Annotated in this window: 17 protein-coding genes and 1 rRNA gene; 12 read left to right on the top strand and 6 right to left on the bottom strand. The window is 60.2% G+C overall.

The annotated features are described in order from the left end of the window. Positions 1 to 49 precede the first annotated feature (49 nt). Positions 50 to 217, bottom strand: coding sequence for a hypothetical protein (locus MM194_RS09515; RefSeq protein WP_193354282.1), 168 nt, complete (start codon positions 215 to 217; stop codon positions 50 to 52). A gap of 56 nt (positions 218 to 273) precedes the next feature. On the opposite strand from MM194_RS09515, the gene MM194_RS09510 reads away from it, so the two are divergent. Genes MM194_RS09510 through gshA form a run of 4 tightly spaced genes read left to right on the top strand, consistent with a single transcriptional unit; the run spans position 274 to position 6,171 of the window. After that, positions 274 to 1,239, top strand: a complete 966-nt coding sequence (locus MM194_RS09510) for an NADP-dependent oxidoreductase (RefSeq protein WP_241343439.1) — start codon at positions 274 to 276, stop codon at positions 1,237 to 1,239. After that, positions 1,236 to 1,673, top strand: a complete 438-nt coding sequence (locus tag MM194_RS09505; protein ID WP_241343438.1) for a VTT domain-containing protein — start codon at positions 1,236 to 1,238, stop codon at positions 1,671 to 1,673. The genes MM194_RS09510 and MM194_RS09505 overlap by 4 nt, the downstream gene beginning before the upstream one ends. 27 nt (positions 1,674 to 1,700) lie before the next feature. Continuing rightward, positions 1,701 to 4,514, top strand: coding sequence for a pitrilysin family protein (locus tag MM194_RS09500; RefSeq protein ID WP_241343437.1), 2,814 nt, complete (start codon positions 1,701 to 1,703; stop codon positions 4,512 to 4,514). Positions 4,515 to 4,572: 58 nt separating this feature from the next. Beyond that, positions 4,573 to 6,171 (top strand): glutamate--cysteine ligase, encoded by a 1,599-nt coding sequence (gshA, locus tag MM194_RS09495; RefSeq protein ID WP_033131855.1) that lies wholly within the window; start codon positions 4,573 to 4,575, stop codon positions 6,169 to 6,171. A gap of 127 nt (positions 6,172 to 6,298) precedes the next feature. Here the strand turns inward: gshA and MM194_RS09490 are convergent, their stop codons facing one another. Together MM194_RS09490 and aspA are read right to left on the bottom strand one after the other, a co-directional pair. Further along, on the bottom strand, positions 6,299 to 7,618 hold the full coding sequence (locus MM194_RS09490) for an anaerobic C4-dicarboxylate transporter (RefSeq protein WP_033131854.1): 1,320 nt from the start codon (positions 7,616 to 7,618) through the stop codon (positions 6,299 to 6,301). A gap of 128 nt (positions 7,619 to 7,746) precedes the next feature. Next, positions 7,747 to 9,189: an aspartate ammonia-lyase gene (gene aspA / locus MM194_RS09485; RefSeq protein ID WP_033131853.1), complete on the bottom strand. Its 1,443-nt coding sequence runs from the start codon at positions 9,187 to 9,189 to the stop codon at positions 7,747 to 7,749. A gap of 448 nt (positions 9,190 to 9,637) precedes the next feature. Between aspA and MM194_RS09480 the strand changes: the two genes are divergently transcribed. Next, positions 9,638 to 10,111 (top strand): FxsA family protein, encoded by a 474-nt coding sequence (locus tag MM194_RS09480; protein WP_241343436.1) that lies wholly within the window; start codon positions 9,638 to 9,640, stop codon positions 10,109 to 10,111. Between the two features lie 24 nt (positions 10,112 to 10,135). On the opposite strand, the gene MM194_RS09475 is transcribed toward MM194_RS09480, so the two are convergent. Then, positions 10,136 to 11,470 (bottom strand): MATE family efflux transporter, encoded by a 1,335-nt coding sequence (locus MM194_RS09475; RefSeq protein ID WP_241343504.1) that lies wholly within the window; start codon positions 11,468 to 11,470, stop codon positions 10,136 to 10,138. A gap of 240 nt (positions 11,471 to 11,710) precedes the next feature. On the opposite strand from MM194_RS09475, the gene MM194_RS09470 reads away from it, so the two are divergent. The 6 genes from MM194_RS09470 (at position 11,711) to MM194_RS09445 (ending at position 17,798) form a co-directional block, all read left to right on the top strand. Further along, positions 11,711 to 12,004, top strand: coding sequence for a co-chaperone GroES (locus tag MM194_RS09470; protein WP_005309514.1), 294 nt, complete (start codon positions 11,711 to 11,713; stop codon positions 12,002 to 12,004). A 40-nt stretch (positions 12,005 to 12,044) separates the two neighbouring features. Beyond that, complete coding sequence (groL, locus tag MM194_RS09465) at positions 12,045 to 13,679, top strand: chaperonin GroEL (protein WP_241343435.1); 1,635 nt, start codon at positions 12,045 to 12,047, stop codon at positions 13,677 to 13,679. A gap of 95 nt (positions 13,680 to 13,774) precedes the next feature. Beyond that, a complete protein-coding gene (locus MM194_RS09460) occupies positions 13,775 to 14,272 on the top strand; it encodes a molybdopterin-binding oxidoreductase (RefSeq protein ID WP_033132213.1) in 498 nt (165 codons plus the stop codon). 25 nt (positions 14,273 to 14,297) lie between these two features. Continuing rightward, complete coding sequence (locus tag MM194_RS09455; protein ID WP_241343434.1) at positions 14,298 to 16,229, top strand: bifunctional diguanylate cyclase/phosphodiesterase; 1,932 nt, start codon at positions 14,298 to 14,300, stop codon at positions 16,227 to 16,229. Between the two features lie 58 nt (positions 16,230 to 16,287). After that, on the top strand, positions 16,288 to 16,476 hold the full coding sequence (locus MM194_RS09450) for a hypothetical protein (RefSeq protein WP_033132215.1): 189 nt from the start codon (positions 16,288 to 16,290) through the stop codon (positions 16,474 to 16,476). A gap of 102 nt (positions 16,477 to 16,578) precedes the next feature. Continuing rightward, positions 16,579 to 17,798 (top strand): IS3 family transposase gene (locus MM194_RS09445; protein WP_241343433.1). Its coding sequence is split into 2 segments (ribosomal slippage): positions 16,579 to 16,927 and positions 16,927 to 17,798, totalling 1,221 coding nucleotides; the frame shifts between segments, so codons are not numbered across the junction. Between the two features lie 72 nt (positions 17,799 to 17,870). Here the strand turns inward: MM194_RS09445 and rluA are convergent. Together rluA and rapA are read right to left on the bottom strand one after the other, a co-directional pair. Then, complete coding sequence (gene rluA / locus MM194_RS09440; protein WP_033132062.1) at positions 17,871 to 18,539, bottom strand: bifunctional tRNA pseudouridine(32) synthase/23S rRNA pseudouridine(746) synthase RluA; 669 nt, start codon at positions 18,537 to 18,539, stop codon at positions 17,871 to 17,873. A gap of 126 nt (positions 18,540 to 18,665) precedes the next feature. Beyond that, positions 18,666 to 21,533: an RNA polymerase-associated protein RapA gene (gene rapA / locus MM194_RS09435; protein WP_241343432.1), complete on the bottom strand. Its 2,868-nt coding sequence runs from the start codon at positions 21,531 to 21,533 to the stop codon at positions 18,666 to 18,668. A gap of 606 nt (positions 21,534 to 22,139) precedes the next feature. Here rapA and MM194_RS09430 point away from each other — a divergent pair. Continuing rightward, positions 22,140 to 22,247, top strand: a 16S ribosomal RNA gene (locus MM194_RS09430); the annotation flags it as partial.

Here is a 22,247-nt window from a genome sequence, read left to right as displayed (position 1 = left end):
CCACAAGGCCACCTCAGGGTGGCCTTGTTGCAACTGATGGGGACAGAGGCTAGTGGGTCAGTATCATCATCAGGCTGAGGAAGGCAGCCAGTCCCCCCCCCAAGCCAATGATCCAGTAGAACCCCCTGGCCCCCTGCTTGAGCGGGATGCGGAAGTAGAGCAGAAACGCCCACCATCCCAGGGTCAGCAACAGAGGAATAAGAAACATTCGAGCCATGTGGTCCTCGCTGTTATTCTGTGGATCCTTGATCAATCAACAGGATGGATTGTGCAATGACGCAGTTACAGATTACCGCATTCGGCGCCCCCTCGGTACTTAAGCTCAACCCCTCCCTCGACAAGGTGCCCGCCGAGGGGGAGGTGCGGGTGCGCATCTGTTTTGCCGGCGTCAATCCCATCGATGCCAAGACTCGGGCCGGACTCGGCTGGGCGGCGGCCCAGAACAAGGACAAGCTGCCCTGGACGCCGGGTTATGACGTGGCGGGGGTGGTCGACAAGGTGGGCCCGGGCGTCGCAAGCCTGAAGGAAGGGGATCCCGTGTGCGGCATGCTGGGCTTCCCGCTGGCGGGGGGCGGCTATGCCGAGAGCATAGTGGTGAGCGAGCGTGAGCTGGCCAAACTCGATGGGGTCAGCCTCAAGCAGGGCGCCGCCCTGCCGCTGGCCGGGCTCACCGCCTGGCAGGGATTGTTCGAGCACGGCGGCCTCAAGGCGGGGCAGCGGGTGCTGATCCTGGCTGCTGCCGGCGGCGTGGGTCATCTGGCGGTGCAGTTTGCCAGCGCCTATGGTGCCGAGGTGGTGGTGACGGCCAGCAAGGAGAACCACGGTTTCTTACACGGTATCGGGGCCACCGCCATGGTGGACTACCACGACGCCGATTGGGTTGCCCAAGTCGGCCAGGTGGATCTGGTGCTGGATCTGATGGGGGGCGAGAGCGGCAAGGCGGCGCTCGCCTGCGTCAAGCCGGCTGGCCATCTGGTAACGGTGCCGACCATCACGGCGCAGAGCATCAAGGACGCCGGCGCCGCGTCGGGGATCGCCGTGAGCGGTATGCTGGTTCACCCGGACGGCAAACAGCTGGCCCAGATGCTGATGCTGCTGCGCCAGGGCGATGTCCACATCACCCTGGCCGGTGAGTACGAGCTGGCGGAGGGGGCCCTGGCCCATCAGGCCCTCGAGAGCGGCCACGTCCGCGGCAAGCTGGTGCTGCGAATGCCCGCAGCCGGGCGTTATCCTGGATGATGGAGACGCTGGAAACCGGGTTGGGCTGGCTGTTTCTCAGCGCCTTCACCTCGGCGACCCTGTTGCCCGGCAGCTCGGAAGTGCTGCTGGGGGTCATGGCAAACCAGGGACAGTGGAACATGGCCAGCCTGCTGCTGTGGGCGACCCTCGGCAATACGCTCGGCTCCATGACCACCTGGTGGCTCGGCTGGCTTGCCACTTACAAGAAAAAGCCGGAAGATTTTAAAGGCCGTGGGGAACAAAAGGCTCTCGGTTGGCTCAAACTGCATGGTCACTGGTGCCTGCTACTCGCCTGGGCACCGGTGATAGGTGATGGTCTCTGTCTGCTGGCCGGCTGGCTGCGCCTCTCGTTCTGGCGCTCTCTCATTCTGATCGGGCTTGGCAAATTGCTTCGTTATGCCCTGGTGTTTCTGCTGGCCAGGCAGATCTTCTAGCTGTATCTCTTTACTCACGAGGTAACCGTGAACAAATTCATTCCATTAAGCATTCTCCTTGGGGTTGCCCTGCCGGTGCTGGCGGCTCCGACCCTGGTATCGGAACAGATCAAGCAGGAAGGCAAGCTCGGCATCCCCTACCAGATGTACAAGCTGGACAACGGCCTGACCGTGATCCTGGCCCCCGACAAGTCCGATCCCCTGGTGCACCTCGACGTGACCTATCACGTGGGCTCGTCTCGCGAGACCGTGGGCAAGTCCGGCTTCGCCCACTTCTTCGAGCACATGATGTTCCAGGGCTCCAAGCACGTCGGCGATCAGGAGCACATGCGGATCATCAACGAGGCCGGCGGCGAGATGAACGGCACCACCAACAAGGACAGGACCAACTATTACGAAACCGTGCCGGCCAACCAGCTGGAAAAAGTGCTCTGGCTGGAGGCGGATCGCATGGGCTTCCTGCTCGATGCGGTGAGCCAGAAGAAGTTCGAGATCCAGCGCGCCACTGTCAAGAACGAGCGGGCCCAGCGCATCGACAACCAGCCCTATGGCCTGGTGGGCGAGAAGGCGGGGGAGGCGCTCTACCCGCGCACTCACCCTTACTCCTGGCAGCCCATCGGCTATGTGGAGGATCTGGACCGGGTCGGAGTGGATGATCTCAAACAGTTCTTCCTGCGCTGGTACGGGCCGAACAACGCGACCCTGACCCTGGGTGGGGATTTTGACACCCAACAGGCGCTGGCCTGGATTGAGCAATACTTCGGCTCCATTCCTCGCGGGCCCGACGTGGCCGAGCCGACCCCCGAGCCGGTGAGCCTGCCCAAGACCCGCTACGTCACCCTGGAAGACAAGGTACACCTGCCGCTGCTCTACATCAGTTACCCGACGGTGGCCCTCGGTGACCCGCAGGAGCCGGCACTGGATATCTTCGCCGACGTGCTCGGTGGCTCCGCCAGCTCCATGCTCTATCAGTCCCTGGTGAAGACCGGCAAGGCCATCGAGGTCGGCGCGTCCCACTCCTGTGAGGAGCTGGCCTGCACCCTGGCGGTCTACGCCTACCCGAATCCGGCCCAGGACGGCAGCCTCAAGACCCTCAAGGAGGAGGTGGACAAGGTGATTGGCGACTTTGCCAACCGGGGCATCAAGCCTGCGGATCTGGAAAAAGCCATCAGCAGCTACCGCGCCGCCGCCATCTGGGGGCTGGACAGCATCGAGGGCAAGGTGAGCCAGCTCGCCATGGGCCAGGTGCTGGCTCAGGATCCCAACTATGTGTTCAAGAATCTGGATGCCATCAGCCAGGTCAAGGCGTCAGACGTCAAGGCCGCCTATGACAAGTTCATCGCGGGCAAGCCCGCCGTGGTGCTGAGCGTGGTGCCCAAGGGCAAGACCCAGTGGCAGGCCGGTGAGCCCAACTTCACCCCGGCCAAGCGGGTGCTGCCGGATTACAGCCAGCACGGGGAACCGCTGGCCCTGCGGCCGGTGAAAGACAATTTAGACCGGAGCGTACAGCCCAAGGTGGGGGCGGCGGTCAGCGTCAAGGTGCCGGCCATCTGGCACGGCAAGCTGGACAAGGGGATCGAGATCATCGGCACCCAGAGCGACGAGATCCCGGCTGTCTCCATCATGATCGCCCTGCCGGGCGGCATCCGGGCCGAGGGCAAGGGCGAACTGGGGCTGGCGAGCCTCACCGCCGCCATGCTGGAGCAGGGCACGGTGCGCATGAGCGAGGCCGAACTCAGCGACGAGCTGCAAAAGCTCGGGGCCAGCATCAGCGTCTCGACCGCCCAGTACAACAACCTTATCACCATCAGCAGTCTGACCGACAAGTTGCCCCAGACGATGGCGCTGGTGCGCGAGGTCTTGATGCGACCCGGGATGCGGGAGGCGGACTTCGAGCGACTCAAGGCGCAGATGCTGCAGGGCATGAAGCAGAGCGAGCAGCAGCCCGAGTGGCTGGCGGGTCAGGCGTTCCGGGAGCTGGTCTACGGCAAGCAGAGCCGGCTTGGCCAACCGACCAATGGGGTGCTGACCGACGTGGAGAAGCTGACCCTGGCGGACGTGAAGCGCTTCTATCAGGACTATTACAACCCGACCAACGCCAAGGTGGTGGTGACCGGTGACGTGACCCAGCAACAGGTCGAGTCCGAACTCGGTTTCCTGACCGAGTGGAAGGGGGCAACCCCCCCCCTGGGTGATCTCAAGCCCAAGGGGGAGCAAGCCAAACCCGGCATCTATCTGGTGGACAAACCGGGGGCGCCCCAGTCGGTGATCCGCATCGGCCGCCGTGCCATGGCGTTCGATACCACCGGGGATTACTTCACCGCGAACCTGATGAACTTCAATCTGGGGGGCAACTTCAACAGCCGGATCAATCTCAACCTGCGGGAAGACAAGGGTTACACCTATGGTGCCAGCTCCGGCTTCCAGGCCAACCGCGAGGCCGGCGTCTTCGCCACCGGTGCCAACGTGCGCACCGACGCGACCGTGGACGCCATCCGTCAGTTCCTGAAAGAGATGGACGGTTACCGGGCGAGCGGCCCGACGCCGGTGGAGCTGGCCTACATGCGCAGCGCCGTTTCCCAGCAGGATGCGCTCTCCTACGAGACCCTGGCCCAGAAGGCTGGCTTCCTGCTGCAGATGATCATGTATGACCTGAAGCCGGACTATGTGCAGGCGCAAGGCGAGCTGATCAAAACGGTGTCGCCTGAGACGTTAAAGGCCAGCGCGGCCCGCTGGCTGGATCCGGCCGAGATGGTGATTGTGGTGGTAGGTGACAAGCAAAAGCTTGAAAAACCGCTGGCGGAGCTTCATCTTCCCATCTATCCACTGCAGTTGCCCTGAGTGACACTGCAAAAAATAAGCGCCGCCCTCCTGGGGCGGCCCATCATGAGCCGTGAATATGACTACTACTAGCTTGTCGCTCACCGAGTTGTTGACCGCCCTGGGAACCCCGGAACGGGTGACCGCCCTCAAGGGGATCCGGCGCGGGATAGAGCGTGAATGTCTGCGCATTACCCCCGAAGGCTCCCTCTCCCAGACCGATCACCCGAGGGGTCTGGGGTCGGCGCTGACCCATGCCAACATCACCACCGACTACTCGGAGAGCCTGCTGGAGTTCATCACCCCGGCCACCGACTCCATCGAGAGCCTGATAGAACAGCTCGGCGACATCCATCGCCACACCATTCATCACCTCGGTGACGAGCGGATCTGGCCGCTCTCCATGCCCTGCTTCATCGGCGACGAGGAGAGCATCCGGCTGGCCCAGTACGGCAGCTCCAATATCGGCAAGATGAAGACCCTGTACCGGCAGGGGCTGAAGAACCGCTACGGCAGCTTGATGCAGGTGATCGCCGGGGTGCACTTCAACTTCTCCATGCCGGACAGCTTCTGGTGCGAGTGGCAGGATCTGGTGGGCGAGGGCTGCTGCAGCCAGCGCTTCATCTCAGAGAAGTACATGGGGCTTATTCGCAACGTCTACCGCTTCGGCTGGCTGGTGCCCTATCTGTTCGGCGCCTCGCCGGCCATCTGCGACTCCTTCCTGAAGGGGCGCAAGAGCGCGTTGCCGTTCCAGAAGACCGGCAAGGGTACCCTCTACCTGCCCTATGCCACCGCGCTGCGCCTGTCCGATCTCGGCTATACCAGCAGTTCCCAGAGCCGGCTCAATATCAGCCACGACAACTTGCCTGCCTATGTGGCCAGCCTGCGCCGCGCCATCAGCACCCATGATCCCGAGTTCGCCAAGATAGGGGTCAAGGTGAACGGCGAATACCGCCAGCTCAACGACAACGTGCTGCAGCTGGAGAACGAGCTGTATGCGCCGATCCGTCCCAAGCGCACCCCGCGCAGCGGCGAGAAGCCGTCGGATGCGCTGGAGCAGCGCGGCATCGAATACATCGAGCTGCGCACCGTGGATGTGAATCCCTTCACCCCCTTCGGCATAGACGTGGATCAGATCCGCTTCTTCGACCTGTTCCTGGTCTGGTGCCTGCTGCGCCCGTCCCCCGTGCTGACCGCCGAAGAGATCGCGCGCAACCGTCGCAACCAGAACAAGGTGGTGCTGGAGGGGCGTCGTCCCAGCCTCGAGTTGGAAGACGAGCAGGGTAACTCCGTCGGCCTCAAGGAGTTCGGCCTCAAGCTGTTCGACGAGCTGGATCAGGTCGCCGATCTGCTGGATCGTTGTTGTGGCCGCAACCGCTACCGCGAGACGCTGGCCATGCACCGCGAGAAGCTGCTCAATCCGGAGCTGACCTATTCCGCCCGCCTGCTCAAGCAGTTGCTGGAGAGCGGCCAGGACAACGGCTGCTTCGGTGACGAGCTGGCGAGCCGTTACCGGGAGGAGATGCTGAGCGGCGAGCTGCAGTATTGGGATCAGGCCTACTTCGCTGGCGAGGCGCGCGAGTCCCTGGCCAAGCAGCGGGAGCGGGAGCGCGGTGACAGCCTGTCGTTCGATGACTTCCTCGCCGACTACTTCGGCACCCGGCAGACCACCAGTTGATAGCCTGCCTTGGATGATCAAAGCCGCTCCCCGGAGCGGCTTTTTTATTGGCGTCAGTGTCGGCTCCTGTGTCAGCAGGCATAAAAAAACGGCCCCGAAGGGCCGTTTGGCAAGGAGCTGCTCGCTATCAGAGGATAAGGCCACCGAAGAAGAAGCCCAGCGCCACTGCCATGGCGATGGTGGCGACACCCGGGATGAAGAAGGGGTGGTTGAACACCGCTTTGCCGATACGGGTGGAACCGGTGTCGTCCATCTCGACCGCCGCCAGCAGGGTCGGGTAGGTCGGCAGCACGAACAGGGCGCTCACCGCGGCGAAGGAGGCGATGGCGGCCAGCGGGCTGACACCCAGTGCCAGGGCGGCAGGCATCAGCGCCTTGGTGGTGGCGCCCTGGGAGTAGAGCAGCATGGAGGAGAAGAACAGCACCACGGCCAGCAGCCAGCTGTATTGGCTCAGCAAATCGCCGGCGAAGGCCTGGATCTCGACCATGTTGCCCTTCACGAAGACGTTGCCCAGCCAGGCCACACCCAGTACACAGATACAGGCGGACATACCGGACTTGAAGGTCGGCATGTTGGTGATCTGGGCGGCATCCAGTTTGCAGAACAGCACCATCAGGGTGGCGGCGGAGAGCATGATGCCCATGATGGCACCGTCACGGGGGATCGGCGGGCTGGAAATCAGGCCCACGTTGCCGGAGATGGCGGTGGCATACGCCATGACGGCAACGATGGCGGCGATGAAGATGCCGACGGAGAGCTTGGCATAAGGCTTGAGCTCAACCTTGCTGGTACCGCGCAGCTTGATCAGGCCCTTGGCCTTGCGCTCCAGGTAGACTTCGTCCTGGTCCAGGGGTTTGCCCAGCATGTTGGCCACGAAGGCACCCAGAATACAGGCGAGGAAGCTGGACGGGATGCAGATGGCCAGCAGGGTCAGGTAGTCTACACCGAGTGGCTCAAGCATGCCGGAGAAGGCAACCACGGCCGCCGAGATGGGGGAGGCGGTGATGGCGATCTGGGAGGCGACGACCGCGATGGAGAGTGGGCGGGAGGGGCGAATGCCCTGTTCCTTGGCCACTTCGGCGATCACCGGCAGGGTGGAGAAGGCGGTGTGACCGGTACCGGCCAGCATGGTCATCAGGTAGGTGACGACCGGGGCGGCGAAGGTGATGTGCTTGGGATTCTTGCGCAGCGCCTTCTCGGCCAGGGAGACCAGGTAGTCCATCCCGCCAGCCAGTTGCATACAGGCGATGGCACAGATGACGGACGCGATGATCATGATCACGTCCCATGGCAGATAGGTCACCAACTGATCACTCGGGATGGGCATGCCCAGACCCCAGGTCAGTACCAGTACCCCCAGACCACCGGCAAAGCCGATGCCGATGCTACCAATTCGGGCCCCCAGATAGATAGCGGCGAGCACGACAAGTAACTCGATTCCAATCATAGCGAACACTCCATTTTCCAGTTTTTTTAGGTTTTATGTGGCAGAAAGCCAGTTCCCGATAGGGCTGAGAGGAGGCCGATCGGGAACTGGCTCTATGGGCCGGGAGTGATCCCGGCCCATCGATACGCTTATACGGTGGCTTCGCGAGTGTAACGCTTGGCCTTGTATTGCGGGTTCATCAGGTTCTCGATGGAGAGAATTTCGTCCAGCTGCTCGGCGGTCAGCAGGCCGCGATCCAGCACGACTTCGCGGACGTTCTTGCCGGTCTGGGCGCAGATCTTGCCGACGATGTCACCCTCGTGGTGGCCGATGAAGGGGTTCAGGTAGGTCACGATGCCGATGGAGTTCAGCACGTGATTCATGCAGATTTCCGGGTTGGCGGTGATCCCGTCCACGCACTTCTCGCGCAGGGAGATACAGGCTTTTTCCATCAGGCTCAGGGATTCGAACATGGCCTGACCAATCACCGGCTCCATCACGTTCAGCTGCAGCTGACCCGCTTCGGAGGCGAAGGTGACGGTGATGTCGTTGCCGAACACCTTGAAGCAGGCCTGGTTGACCACTTCCGGGATGACCGGGTTGACCTTGGCCGGCATGATGGAGGAGCCTGCCTGCATTTCCGGCAAGTTGATCTCTTTGAGGGCGGTACGCGGGCCGGAGGAGAGCAGACGCAGATCGTTACAGATCTTGGACAGCTTCATGGCCAGACGCTTGATGGCGCTGTGCAGCATCACGTAGGCGCCGCAATCTGAAGTTGCTTCGATCAGATCTTCCGCCGGCACATAGGCGCGACCGGTGATCTCGGCCAGGCGCTTGATGGCCAGGGCGGAGTACTCGGGCGGGGTATTCAGGCCGGTACCGATGGCGGTGGCCCCCAGGTTCACTTCCAGCAACAGCTCCTGGCAACGCTTGATGGACTTGATCTCTTCGCGCAGGGTGACGGCGAAGGCGTGGAATTCCTGACCCAGGGTCATGGGAACGGCATCCTGCAGCTGGGTCCGGCCCATCTTGAGGATGTTCTTGAATTCATTGGCCTTGGCATCGAAGGAGGCGATCAGCGCTTCGAGGGCAAACAGGGTGGTGTCGGTGCTGTTGACCACGGCCACGCGGAAACCGGTCGGGTAGGCATCGTTGGTGGACTGGCACTTGTTGACGTGATCGTTCGGGTTGATGACGTCGTAGCGACCCTTCTCCAGACCCATCAGCTCGAGGGCGATGTTGGCCAGCACCTCGTTGGTGTTCATGTTGACGGAGGTACCGGCACCGCCCTGGTAGACGTCGACCGGGAACTGGTCGAAGCATTTGCCGGTGTTCAGCATCAGATCACAGGCTTCGATGATCTTGTCGGCGATTTCGGGACGGATGGTGCCGAGCTCACCGTTGGCCAGTGCGGCGGCCTTCTTGGTCAGCACCATGCCACGGACAAATTCGGGAACGTCAGAAATCTTCTGAGTGCTCAGCTTGAAGTTCTCGACCGCGCGCAGGGTGTGGACGCCGTAATAGAGATCGTTGGAAACTTCTTTGGTGCCCAGCAGGTCTTCTTCAATGCGGACGTTCTTGATGTCGCTCATTGTAATGCCTCAGAAATCAGATAAATGGAAATAATCCTCACCGAGTGGTCGCGACTTCCCTACGCACGGTTCATCCTGAAGCACCACAGATCGAGTGGGGCAGTTGGGAGCCTGTTGCTCCCTGTTTAAAACTGATGTGGATATTACCTCAATTGAGGTACCTGATATTAGACCTGGATCACTAAATTTGAGACAGCCCCAAAGATCTTGTGGTCATTAAACAGATATTGCAATCGAGCGATTAACTGTGACAGAACAGCCACTTCAATCCCAGTTGGGCGGGGAAATATTTCTCCGGATCCGGGGCTACATCACCCGGCAGACTTGAAAAAGGGGGATGACACCCCATTTTATGGGTAAGAAACCGATACGATGGTGGGTCACGGCGCTCGATTCTCCGCAGGACACACCGATCGCAGGTTCATTTATTCACCGCACTGAGGTTGTTATGGGCAAGTTGTTACTGTTGTTGGTCGGCCTGGTATTGCTGGAGCTCACCGTGATGATCGAGGTGGGCTCCGTGATCGGCGCCCTGCCGACGGTGGGCTTGCTGGTGCTGACCGCGGTGCTGGGCTCTTCTCTGGTGCGCAGCGAGGGGATCAAGACCCTGTTCAGTGCCCAGCAAAAAATGCATCAAGGGGAGATGCCGGGCCGTGAGGTGATGGGGGGCATGATGCTGGCATTGGCCGGTCTGCTGCTGATCATTCCGGGCTTCGTCACCGATTTCTTCGGCATCCTGCTGTTGCAACCTTGGTTGCGCAACAGACTGGCCGACAAGCTGGTGGGCAGCAGTCAGTACAGGATGCAGATGGGGGGCTTCCCGCCACAGCAACCGCCCTTTGGTTCAGGTCCGACCGATGGCCCAGGGCTGGATAAGCGTGGCGGCACCACCATAGAGGGTGAATTCGAGCGTAAAGAGTAGGTTGCCGTGGGGAGGCCGTGCCGATCAGGGAGTACCCTGATGGCACAGCCTCTCGAACCTGCGGTGGGCATAGGTCCAAGCCAGCAGGCCCGCCGCCAGGTTCGCCAGCAGTATCCCCAGATAGATCCCCTGCTCTCCCCCCAGTTTCGCCCCCAGCCAGGCCCCTGGCAGCAAGAAGACAAACAGCCGCATCCCGTTGAAGACGAATGAGACCGTCGATGCCCGCGCGCCATTGAGTGCGGACGCCAGCAGCATCACCATGCCCTGGAAGCCATAGCCGATGGGGACCAGGTGCAGGTAGAGCACGATCAGCCGCACTACCTGGGGCTGATCGCTGAACAGGCCGGCGACGAGGGGGGCCAGCAGCCAGACGAGACCATAGACGGCGAGCTGGAACAGCAGGGCGAAGCGCATGCACAGCAGCAGCGCCGCCTTGGCGCGCGCCGGGCTGCCCGCACCGCAGTTCTGCGAGACGAAGGGGGCCAGCACCGAGGAGAGCGCCATCATCACGATCAGCAGCAAGGCTTCTACTCGTGACGCGGCCCCATAGGCGGCCACCACCTCGGTACCCAGGCCGGCGAAGATGACCATCAGCACGGCGTTGGCCAGCGGATTGAGCATGTTGGTAAACGATGCGGGCACCGCCACCTGCAGCAGGGCGCGCCAGTGGGCCAGCAGCCGCGGGCGAGGGGAGAGGCGCCATGAAAGCAGTTTCTCCCGCTTGCGCAGTATGTGCAGGCTGACCAGCATGGCCATCAGCCAGGAGATCGAGGTAGCGATGGCGGCGCCGCGGATGCCCCATTCGGGGAAAGGGCCGGGCCCGAAGATGAGCAGGGGATCCAGCACCCCGTTGACCAGACCGGCCACCCCCATCACCAGGCTGGGGGTCTTGGTATCCCCTGTGGTCCGGATGGCGGCATTGCCGACCATGGGGATGACCAGCATGGGCACGGTCAGATACCAGATCAGCATGTAGTCATGGATGAGGGAAATGAGCTCGCGACTGGCTCCAAGCAGGGTGAAGAGGGGGACTATCGTCAGGGCACCCAGCACGGAGAGCAGGGTCACCAGGATGACGGCGAGGAACAGGCAGTCGGTGGTGATGCGGGCGGCCTCGTCGTGACGGCCCTGGCCCAGGGCATGACCGAGCAGGGCGCACAGTCCCGCTCCCAGCCCCATGGTGAGGGAGGTGACCACGAAGGTGACCGGAAAGGTGAAGCTGATGGCGGCGAGCGCTTGGGTGCCCAGCATGCCGATGAAGAAGGTATCGACCAGGTTGAAGGCGAGGATGGCAACGATGCCGAGGATCATGGGGCCTGTCATGCGCAGCAGCACTGGCGTCATGGGCTCGGTCAGCATGGGATTGGGTCGGCTCAAGGCAGGGTCTCTATGTGCTCTGGGCCTAAATGCTGGCCGCGTCCATCCCCCTTCCTGATTGGGGCGAGATCCATCGAAGATACTCATAGTACGTGAAAATATTTTTTTTGTATTTGCCCTTGAAGGGCTACCCAAATTGCCCCAGATCAGGGACATAACAAATTTGGCCGACTGCGGCCATTCCTCAAGCAACACAAGATACTCATTTTGGGAGAGTTATCGATGAAAATTCGTCCACTGCACGACCGCGTCATCATCAAGCGCATCGAAGCTGAAGCCAAATCCGCTGGCGGCATCGTCTTGACTGGCACTGCGGCCCAGAAGTCCACTCGTGGTGAAGTTCTTGCCGTGGGGACTGGTCGAATTCTGGACAATGGCGATGTCAAAGCCCTCGCCGTCAAGGTAGGTGACAAGGTGATCTTCAACGAAGGCTACGGTGTGAAGACCGAGAAGCTGGATGGCCAGGACGTGCTGATCCTGTCCGAGACCGACATCCTGGCGATTGTCGAAGAGTAATCACTCCCTTTTCCCCGAATTGATTTAAGGACCGAATAACATGGCAGCTAAAGAAGTTAAGTTTGGCAACGAAGCCCGCATCAAAATGCTGGAAGGCGTCAACATCCTGGCCGACGCCGTCAAGGTAACCCTGGGCCCGAAAGGCCGCAACGTGGTACTGGACAAGTCCTTCGGTGCCCCGACCATCACCAAGGATGGCGTCTCCGTTGCGCGCGAAATCGAGCTGGAAGACAAGTTCCAGAACATGGGCGCCCAGATGGTCAAGGAAGTCGCTTCCAAGGCCAACGACGCCGCCGGTGACGGTACCACTACCGCTACCGTACTGGCGCAAGCCATCGTCAACGAAGGCCTGAAGGCCGTTGCCGCCGGCATGAACCCGATGGACCTGAAGCGCGGTATCGACAAGGCCGTCGTGGCTGCCGTCGCCGAGCTGCAGGCGCTGTCCACTCCTTGTGCCGACAACAATGCCATCGCCCAGGTAGGCACCATCTCCGCCAACTCCGACGAGAAAGTGGGTGCACTGATCGCCGAAGCCATGGACAAGGTCGGTCGTGACGGCGTCATCACCGTCGAAGACGGTCAGGGTCTGGAAGATGAGCTGGCGGTCGTTGAAGGCATGCAGTTCGATCGTGGCTACCTCTCCCCTTACTTCGTCAACAAGCCGGAAACCGGCGCCGTCGAGCTGGATGATCCCTTCATCCTGCTGGTGGACAAGAAGGTTTCCAACATCCGCGAAATGCTGCCGGTGCTGGAAGGCGTGGCCAAGGCTGGCAAACCGCTGCTGATCGTCGCCGAAGACGTGGAAGGCGAAGCGCTGGCGACCCTGGTGGTCAACACCATGCGTGGCATCGTGAAAGTCGCCGCCGTCAAGGCGCCGGGCTTCGGTGACCGTCGCAAGGCCATGCTGCAAGACATCGCCGTGCTGACTGGCGGTACCGTGATCTCCGAAGAAGTGGGCATGGAGCTGGAGAAAGCGACCCTGGAAGATCTGGGCCGTGCCAAGCGCATCGTCATCACCAAAGAGAACACCACCATCATCGATGGCGTGGGTGATGCTGCCCTGATCGAAAGCCGTGTTGCCCAGATCCGTCAGCAGATCGAAGAGACCTCTTCCGATTACGACCGTGAGAAGCTGCAAGAGCGCGTGGCCAAGCTGGCTGGCGGCGTTGCGGTGATCAAGGTTGGCGCTGCCACCGAAGTCGAGATGAAAGAGAAGAAGGCCCGCGTTGACGATGCCCTGCACGCCACTCGCGCCGCCGTGGAAGAAGGCGTGGTTGCCGGTGGTGGTGTGGCGCTGGTACGCGTTGCCGCCAAACTGGCCGACCTGCGTGGCGACAACGAAGACCAGAACGTGGGTATCAAGGTTGCTCTGCGCGCCATGGAAGCCCCGCTGCGTCAGATCGTGATCAACGCCGGTGAAGAAGCCTCCGTCATCGCCAATGCGGTGAAGAATGGCGAAGGTAACTTCGGCTACAACGCTTACACCGAACAGTACGGCGACATGCTGGCCATGGGGATCCTGGATCCGACCAAGGTAACCCGTTCCGCGCTGCAGTTTGCCTCGTCCATCGCCGGTCTGATGATCACCACCGAGTGCATGATCACCGAACTGCCGAAGAAAGACACTCCTGCCATGCCTGATATGGGTGGCATGGGCGGCATGGGTATGATGTAATCCTGTCGTAGTTATCAAACGGCTCGCATTTGCGGGCCGTTTTTTTTAGCGCTACTAGAATGAGTCTATTGATAGTGAAATCATCTGAGGTGAGCATGCGAAATTTAGGCCTGATTCCATTACTGTTTTCTCTTGTCATGCCGACCATGACATTGGCGATCCCGCAAGGTCCAGTGATCCTCAAGGTGACAGGTAATGTGGATCCCGCTGAACCGGCCGACGGCGAGGTCGCCTTCGACCTGACCATGCTCCAGGCCTTGCCGCAGCATGAGATAGTGACGAGCAACCCCTGGGTGGACAAGCCGCACAAGTATGTGGGACCAAAACTGGCGGACCTGATGACGGCGGTCGGGGCCGAAGGCAAGAGTATTACCCTGACGGCCTTGAACAGTTTCCAGATCCGGGTCAACTGGGATAAGGTCAAACAATATGATCCTATTCTGGCCTGGCAGGACGACGGTATGACCATGCGGGTACGTGACAAGGGACCGCTTTGGTTTATCCTGCCACTGGACAAGCATCCCGAACTCAAGCGCTCTGAATTCACCGACATGATGATCTGGCAACTGAGTTCAATCGATATTCAGCAGTAATGATGATGGCTTGCGGGGGCATGGGTTGAAAACGAAGACCAGGGCTTGGCCCTTACTCGGCGTTCTTTATCTATCCATTCTGTTGTTCACGGGCAGCACTCTGTATTGCCTGGTGCAGATACAAAATGCGACCCGGGTGATGGAGAAGTACACCTACGACGTCTCCTGGGCATTGATGCAGCTCCAACTAGAGCTGGGCCGTTTTCTCAATGCTGTCGAAATTTACCATTACGGCGGTATCGACCATGAGGCGCTGCTGCTGCGCTACGATATCCTCTGGAGCCGGACGCCGATCCTGCTGAGTGGCCAGTTGCGCAAGAGTCTGGCAGACAATCAGAAGACGCTGCGCCTGGTGAAACTGACCGAGAGCAATATCCGGGAACTGGAACCCAAGCTGGCCGATCTCAAGCCCGGCACCCCGGATTACCAGCAGATCATGATGACGCTCGCCCCCCTGCAGGAACCCTTGTCCTACTCTCTCGCCTCCGTCATGCAGAACAACATCAACGTCTATTCGGGCAATGACAAGCGCTTTGGCCAGTTGCGTAACGCCTTGCTGTTTATGGTGTCTGGCCTGGTGATCTCCGTCATCCTGCTCAGTGGCTTGCTGATCCGCGAGGCCAGGCGCCACTTCAGGACGGCCCGCGTCGATCCCCTGACCGGGCTTGCCAACCGACTGGCGCTGCTGGAGAAGATGGAGTCCTACGTCAGCCGCGATACGCCGTTCGGACTGGTGCTGGTCGACATCAATGACTTTCGGGATATCAACAGCAAGTTTGGCTATAACACCGGGGATCTCCTGCTGCGGGAGCTGGCGAGGCGGCTGCGCGCCCTGTGTGAAAATGGGGAGTGGGTCGCCCGCCTTGGCGGCGATCAGCTCGCCATGCTGCAGCGGGAAGGGAGCGATTTGCGCCATGTCAGGGAGTTGGTGGCGAGAGTGCTGCACTCCCTCAAGCAGGACATCCTCATCGATAACTACCCGTTCCGGCTGGAGGTGGGCATTGGCATCGCCTTCTTCCCCATGGACAGCAACCAGACCCAGGAGCTGCTCAGCCGGGCGGAGCAGGCCCTGTCCCACAGTCGTAAGACCCATGTACCTTATGTCATCTATGACAACTCCCTGCTCAACGAGACGGTCCGGCGCAAGCATCTCGCCTCCGACATGGTGATGGCACTGGAGCACAACGCGCTCGAGCTGTATTACCAGCCCATCGTCAACCTGGAGACGGGTCGCTGCGAGGCGGTCGAGGCACTGCTGCGCTGGCGTCATCCCGAACTGGGCTTCATTCCGCCAAACGAAGTAATTCAGGTCGCGGAGGAGTTCCAGCTGGCGGAGAAGCTTGGCAGCTGGATCCTGAATACCGCCTGTGAGCAGCTCCATAAGTGGCAACACTTGGGGCTGGTTGATCTGCAGATGTGCGTCAACATCTCCCCCGGCATGTATCAGCGCAACTTGCTGAAACTGGTGGCCAAAGCCCTGATGGATCACCACATTCCCGCCGCCAGTCTGGTGCTGGAGGTGACCGAGGATACCTCCATGCGCGAGGTGAAGAACTCGCTGCAGCTGATGCAGGATCTTAACCAACAAGGGGTCCAGCTGGCGTTGGATGATTTCGGGACTGGCTACTCTTCTCTGAGCTATCTGCAGAAGCTGCCGGTGAGCAAAGTGAAGATCGACAGATCCTTCATACAGGGAATTGATATCTCCATTGAGGCGGCCGAGTTGGTTGCCAACATCTGTCGCATGGGAACCATGTTGGGCAAGAAGCTGGTGTGCGAGGGCATTGAGACCCAGGGCCAGCTCGATGTGCTGCGCTCGCTGACCGACATCCATCTCTACGGACAAGGCTATCTGTTCAGTCGTCCCGAGCAGGCGGCTAAGGTCTATCAGACCCTGCTGGAGATGGAAGAACGCTGGCTGACGCAACGTGTCCCGGACAAGGCCTATTTGCTCTGAGCGATATCACTCATGTCTGGCGTGTCGTGGCCGATAGAGCTTAGGCAGGAGGTACACAATGGATATTTCTAGCTCTGCATCTATGTCATATGGTTCTGCCTTGATGACGGCCAGTCTGGCGAAAAAGCAGCAGCTTCAGGACGGCGAAACCGCGCTGAAGTTGCTGCAGACTGCCGCCCAACCAGCTCAGGCGCCAGTTACATCGGCGACTGGAGCCTTGGGAAGCAACATCAACATTCACGTTTGACTCTAACGAAAAAGCCCCCATCCATCGATGGGGGCTTTTTTTATTCAGGTGTCCCGTCCTGAATATGGTTTACACCTTTCCCCCCAATAAATGGAGAACCCGATGGGACAAGGTGTGAAACGGACACAGCGCGATTACTCGCTGACTTTTAAACTGGCGCTGGTCGAGCAGATTGAAAAAGGCGAGCTCACCTACAAACAGGCTCAGGCCCGATATGGCATTCAGGGCCACTCGACCGTTCTGGTATGGTTGCGTAAACATGGTCGGCAGGATTGGAGCCTGGGGGCTTCTGTGCGCGCCGACAGGAGCATCACCATGCCTGACCCCGACAACCAGACGCCCGAACAGCGTATCAAGGAGCTCGAACAGCAGCTGGCGCTGATGAGCCAGAAGGCCCAGTTCTTTGAGGCCGTCGTCGATGTGCTGAAGAACGACTACGGCGTCTCCATCGTAAAAAAGCGACCCGGCAAGTCCTCTCGCAGCGGCAAGTCGAGAGGCTGACCATCGTCAGGGCTTGCCTGTTTCTGGGAATAAGCCGTCAGGCTTACTACAAGCGCAATCGGGTTGCAGACCTGCGCCATGCACAGGGGCTGCAGGTGGTGCGCTTCGTGCGTCAGATACGGTTACGCCAGCCACGGGTCGGCACCCGCAAGCTGCATTATCTGCTTCAGGGTCAGGATGATGGCTGGCTCAAGGTCGGGCGGGACAGGCTGTTTCAGATATTGGCCGAGCACCGCTTGCTGGTGCAGCCCAGACGGGCGTATCACAAGACCACCCACAGTTTTCACCGCTTCTACCGTCATCCCAACTTGCTCAAGGCAGGGCCGGAGCAGGTCACGCCGGTGGCCCCGGAGCAAGTCTGGGTCGCCGACATCACCTATCTGCCAGCCAGGAGCGGGCCGCTGTACCTGAGCCTGGTGACGGATGCCTACTCACGCAAGATAGTGGGTCATCACGTGCACGAAGGGATGCACGCCGAGTCGGTGGCGATGGCGTTTAAGAAAGCACTGAAGCAACGATGTGGCGGCGGGGAGCTTATCCATCACTCGGACCGCGGCGTGCAGTATTGCTCGGGGTTGTATCAGTCATTGCATGAACGGCACGGGGTCCGGTGCTCGATGACAGACGGATATGACTGTTACCAGAATGCGTTGGCGGAGCGGGTGAACGGGATATTGAAAGGAGAGTTGCTGTTGCAAAGCCCGCAGGACCTGGCGCAAGCGCGGGAGATGGTGCGTGAGGCGGTGGATATTTACAACCTGGAGCGACCGCATCATGCGTTGAAATACAGAACCCCCGATGCGGTACATCGGGGGTTCTGAGTCACGTGAAGCTAGACGAAAATGTGTAAACCTATTTCAGGACTAGACAAAGTCCTAAGCCAGCCATCTGGCTTAGAGCGGGAAGGGGGCCGGCGCCTCGAAGCTCATTCGCTCGCCACTACGGGGATGAGTGATGGTCAGCATGGCCGCATGCAGATAAAGATGCGGAGCCGCCGCCAGAGCTTCGGGATGGGCATAGAGGTTATCCCCCAGGATGGGGTGACCCAGCTCCAGCATGTGGACCCGCAACTGGTGCGAGCGCCCTGTGATGGGGGTCAGCTTGATCAGGCTATTGCCGTTCTCCACCTTCAGCTTATCCCACAGGGTCAGGGCATGGCGGCCCTCCTCGAAATCCACCTTCTGTTTCGGCCGGTTGGGCCAGTCCACGCAAAGCGGCAGATCGACCTGACCGGAATCGGCTTCTGGCTCGCCCCACACCCAGGCGAGATAGTGCTTCTCGGTTTCCCGTTCACGAAATTGCCGACTCAGTTCCCGATGAGAGTTCGGGGTGAGGGGGATGACGATAACGCCCGTGGTGGACATGTCGAGGCGGTGAGCCGCCGCCGCCTTGGGGTGCTGCTGCTTGACGCGATACAGGACGCTGTCTTCATTTTCGGGCCCGCGCCCGGGGACGCTGAGCAGGCCGGTGGGCTTGTTGACCACCATGATGTCCTTGTCCTTGAACAGGATATCGAGCCAGGGTTCCTGCGGCGGTGAGTATTCAAATGTAGCGTCTTGCATCTTTAATCCAAGGGGCAGGCCCCATCAGTGACTTAGTTATGATGACCACGGTAAATAAAGTGCATGGCATCCGGCCTGAGCCGGATCGGGTCGCTGTCGATCCGGTTATGCACCTTCTCTACCTTGTCAGTTATGGGTAACCACGATAAAGCGGATGGCATCCAGTTTGAGCTGGGTCTGGTCGATCAGGTGGTGCAATTCTGCCTGCAAGTTGCGCAGATATTCCAGTTCGCTGTCGCGCACGTTCGGATTGACCGCCTTGAGGGCCTCCAGCCGATCGAGATCCTGCTGCAGGGCCTGCGCCATCTGGCCACGGGCCTTGTCCACTATGCCGGCCTTCAGCTCTTCGGCGATGACCTGGCCCTTGCCGATCAGGCCGTGGATCACCGGTTGGGACGCTGTGACCAGCTTGCTGCCAAGGTGGCGATTGACCGGGGTCAGCTGGCGGTTGAAGGCATCGAACGCTACCTTCTCGCCGAGGTTCTGGCCATTCTTGTCCATCAGCAGCCGGATCGGGGTCGGCGGCATGAAGCGATAGAGCTGGGGATGGGCGGCAGATTCGGCGACGAAGATCAGCTCCAGCAAGATGGAACCGATCGGCAGTGCCTTGTTCTTCAGCAGGGCGACCGAGGTCGCGCCAATCTCGGAACCCAGGATCAGATCGATGCCGCCGCGCATGATGGGGTGCTCCCAGGAGAGCAGCGCCATGTCGTCCCGCGCCAGGGCGATGGGGCGATCGAAGGTGACCGTCATGCCATCCTGGGGCAGGCCCGGGAAGCTCGGCACCAGCATGTGATCGCCTGGGGTCAGTACCAACGCATGCTCGCCTCTGTCATCCTGATTGACGCCGATCTCGTCGAACATCTTGAGGGCAAAGGAGATCATGCCGGTGTCGTCATCCTCGGCGGTCAGTTTGTCGACCAGGGCGCGGGCGGCATTGCCCCCGCTGGAGTGAATTTCCAGCAGGCGATCGCGGCCCTGTTCCAGGCGAGACTTGAGCGGCTCGTGCAGTTCACGGGTCTTGGCCAGCAAGGCGTCCAGCACCGCCTGTTCACCCTCGTTGGCGGCCAGCAGCTCGAACAGCTCCTCGCGCACGGCTTCAAATACCGGGCGGGCGGTGGGGCAGGTCTGCTCGAAGGCATCCAGGCCATCGTGATACCAGTCCAGCAGCGCGCGCTGGGCGGTGCCTTCCAGATAGGGGACGTGGATCTCGACGGTGTTCTGCTGACCGATACGATCGAGACGGCCGATACGCTGTTCCAGTAGATCCGGGTTGAGTGGCAGATCGAACAGCACCAGGTGGCTGGCAAACTGGAAGTTGCGACCCTCTGAGCCGATCTCGGAGCAGATCAGCACCTGGGCGCCGCTCTCTTGTTGGGCAAAATAGGCAGAAGCCTTGTCCCGCTCCAGGATCGACATGCCTTCGTGGAATACGGTGCCGCGGATACCCTCGCGGGTACGCAGCGCCTCTTCCAGCGCGAGGGCCGTCGCGGCCTCGGAGCAGATCACCAGCACCTTCTGCTGACGGGCGCCGAGCAGCAGCTCAAGCAACCAGTCGACCCGAGGATCGAACTGGGTCCAACTGGCGTTGTCTCCCTCGAACTGCTGGAAGATCTTCTCCGGATAGAGGTAGCGCAGGGCGCGGGTCTGCAGATCGCCACCGTTGCCGCCCATCATGCCCATCACCTTGATGGCGGTCTTGTACTGCTCCGGCAGCGGCATGGGGTAGACATTGAGGTGACGCTCCGGGAAGCCCTGGATGTTGGCGCGGCTGTTGCGGAACAACACCCGGCCGGTACCGTGCTGATCGAGCAGCTTGCGAACCGCCTGTTCACGGGCGGCGGCATTGCTCAAGTCCAGTCCATCCAGCTGGCTGGCGAGGATCTGCCTGGCCTCATCGCTCAGAGGCTCGCCTGCCAACAAGGCTTGCGCGGCGCTGGCGACCTGGCCATAGGCCTGCTCCTCGGCGAGGAAGGCGTCATAGTCATAGAAACGTTCGGGATCGAGCAGGCGCAGACGGGCAAAGTGGCTCTGGTGGCCGAGTTGATCCGGGGTGGCGGTCAGCAGCAGGACGCCCGGCACCTGCTCGGCCAGGGCTTCCACCATCTCGTAGGCGCGACTCGGCGCCTCTTCGCTCCACTCCAGGTGGTGGGCCTCATCGACGACCAGCAGATCCCACTCGGCTTCCAGCACCTGCTCGAAGCGGCGGCGCTTCTTGCGCAGGAAGTCGAGGCTGCAGATCACCAGCTGCTCCGTCTCGAACGGATTTTCGGCGTCGGCGAAGGCCTCGATGCAGCGCTCCTCGTCAAACAGGGAGAAGTGCAGGTTGAAGCGGCGCATCATCTCGACCAACCACTGGTGTTGCAGGGTCTCCGGCAGCAGGATGAGCACGCGCTGGGCACGGCCAGAGAGCAGTTGCTGATGGATGATCATGCCCGCCTCTATGGTCTTGCCCAGACCCACCTCGTCGGCCAGCAGCACGCGCGGGGCATAGCGATGACCCACTTCGTGGGCAATATAGAGCTGATGAGGGATCAGGCTGACCTTGCCGCCGGCCAGACCGCGGGTCGGATTGCGGCGACGCTGATGCTGGTTGATCAGGGCTTCATAGCGCAGGGTGAAACGGGACATCCGATCGATCTGACCGGCAAACAGGCGATCCTGCGGCTTGTTGAACTTGATGAAGTTACTGAGGAACACCTCTTTGAGGACGACGGGCTCCTCGTTATCGGTGCGGACACCGACATATATAAGCAGCCCATCCTTCTCCTGCACTTCTTCAACCAGCATGGTCCAGTCTTCATGACTGGCTATCTGGTCGCCCACATTGAAGCTGACCCGGGTAACCGGCGCCTCTTCTTTGGCATACATGCGGTTTTCACCGGTAGCCGGAAACAACAGGGTAACCATGCGTCCTTCAACAGCAACGACAGTTCCCAACCCCAGATCCGTCTCTGTATCACTAATCCAACGCTGGCCAAGTGCAAAAGGCATTAAACTCTCCAAAGCCCAAGAGTGTGAGAATCGCAAAGGGGCGCTATGTTACCCGAAGGCGGGATCTCGATCACCATGCTAATAGCGATCGGGAAACCAATTCGATGCAACCTTGATCTGCCGACAGCGCCATCTTGTAAATCAAGACTACTTATTCTCACTAGAGTCTCCCGTTGTGGGCTTAATCATCATTTCGGGTGATTAATGAACGGTTGAGCCAGGAATTCGAATTTAATGCGAAATCACCCTTGCCAATCTGATTCAGCTCCCTATAATGCGCCTCCATCGACAGGGCAAGCGGCAACGCAGATAAGCCAGTCGGTGACCTCGAAAAGCCTCTGAAAATAAGGCTTGACTCGAGAAGGCGGTTGAGTAGAATGCCACTCCCGCAGCAGCCAAAAGCTGCGTCGCTCTTTAACAATTTGAATCAAGCAATCTGTGTGGGCACTCACAGCATCGACCATCAAAATTAATTTTTGATTTTCAATGTCTGGTGAAGTGACCAAAACGACTTGTTAGCAATAACAAGTCGAACAGTTTATTTCAGCAATTCATTGAGCCGCTGAAGTTCATTGCCCCGGTAATGAATGAACGCAAACCAAACTTAAATTGAAGAGTTTGATCATGGCTCAGATTGAACGCTGGCGGCAGGCCTAACACATGCAAGTCGAGCGGCAGCGGGAAAGTAGCTTGCTACTTTTGCCGGCGAGCGGC

It is taken from the genome of Aeromonas sp. MR16 (assembly GCF_022549315.1).
Lineage (GTDB): Bacteria > Pseudomonadota > Gammaproteobacteria > Enterobacterales > Aeromonadaceae > Aeromonas > Aeromonas aquatica.
The sequence above is the reverse complement of the archived record's forward strand: the minus strand, read 5'-3'. Positions and strand labels throughout refer to the sequence as shown.

What these genes read in the sequence shown, in the direction of transcription:
- gshA (WP_033131855.1), top strand. Translation starts at nt 4,573, where the DNA reads ATGACTACTACTAGCTTGTCGCTCACCGAGTTGTTGACCGCCCTGGGA.
- MM194_RS09515 (WP_193354282.1), bottom strand. Translation starts at nt 217, where the DNA reads ATGGCTCGAATGTTTCTTATTCCTCTGTTGCTGACCCTGGGATGGTGG.
- MM194_RS09475 (WP_241343504.1), bottom strand. Translation starts at nt 11,470, where the DNA reads ATGCTGACCGAGCCCATGACGCCAGTGCTGCTGCGCATGACAGGCCCC.
- MM194_RS09510 (WP_241343439.1), top strand. Translation starts at nt 274, where the DNA reads ATGACGCAGTTACAGATTACCGCATTCGGCGCCCCCTCGGTACTTAAG.
- rapA (WP_241343432.1), bottom strand. Translation starts at nt 21,533, where the DNA reads ATGCCTTTTGCACTTGGCCAGCGTTGGATTAGTGATACAGAGACGGAT.
- MM194_RS09450 (WP_033132215.1), top strand. Translation starts at nt 16,288, where the DNA reads ATGGATATTTCTAGCTCTGCATCTATGTCATATGGTTCTGCCTTGATG.
- MM194_RS09470 (WP_005309514.1), top strand. Translation starts at nt 11,711, where the DNA reads ATGAAAATTCGTCCACTGCACGACCGCGTCATCATCAAGCGCATCGAA.
- MM194_RS09460 (WP_033132213.1), top strand. Translation starts at nt 13,775, where the DNA reads ATGCGAAATTTAGGCCTGATTCCATTACTGTTTTCTCTTGTCATGCCG.
- groL (WP_241343435.1), top strand. Translation starts at nt 12,045, where the DNA reads ATGGCAGCTAAAGAAGTTAAGTTTGGCAACGAAGCCCGCATCAAAATG.
- MM194_RS09505 (WP_241343438.1), top strand. Translation starts at nt 1,236, where the DNA reads ATGATGGAGACGCTGGAAACCGGGTTGGGCTGGCTGTTTCTCAGCGCC.
- MM194_RS09490 (WP_033131854.1), bottom strand. Translation starts at nt 7,618, where the DNA reads ATGATTGGAATCGAGTTACTTGTCGTGCTCGCCGCTATCTATCTGGGG.
- aspA (WP_033131853.1), bottom strand. Translation starts at nt 9,189, where the DNA reads ATGAGCGACATCAAGAACGTCCGCATTGAAGAAGACCTGCTGGGCACC.
- rluA (WP_033132062.1), bottom strand. Translation starts at nt 18,539, where the DNA reads ATGCAAGACGCTACATTTGAATACTCACCGCCGCAGGAACCCTGGCTC.
- MM194_RS09480 (WP_241343436.1), top strand. Translation starts at nt 9,638, where the DNA reads ATGGGCAAGTTGTTACTGTTGTTGGTCGGCCTGGTATTGCTGGAGCTC.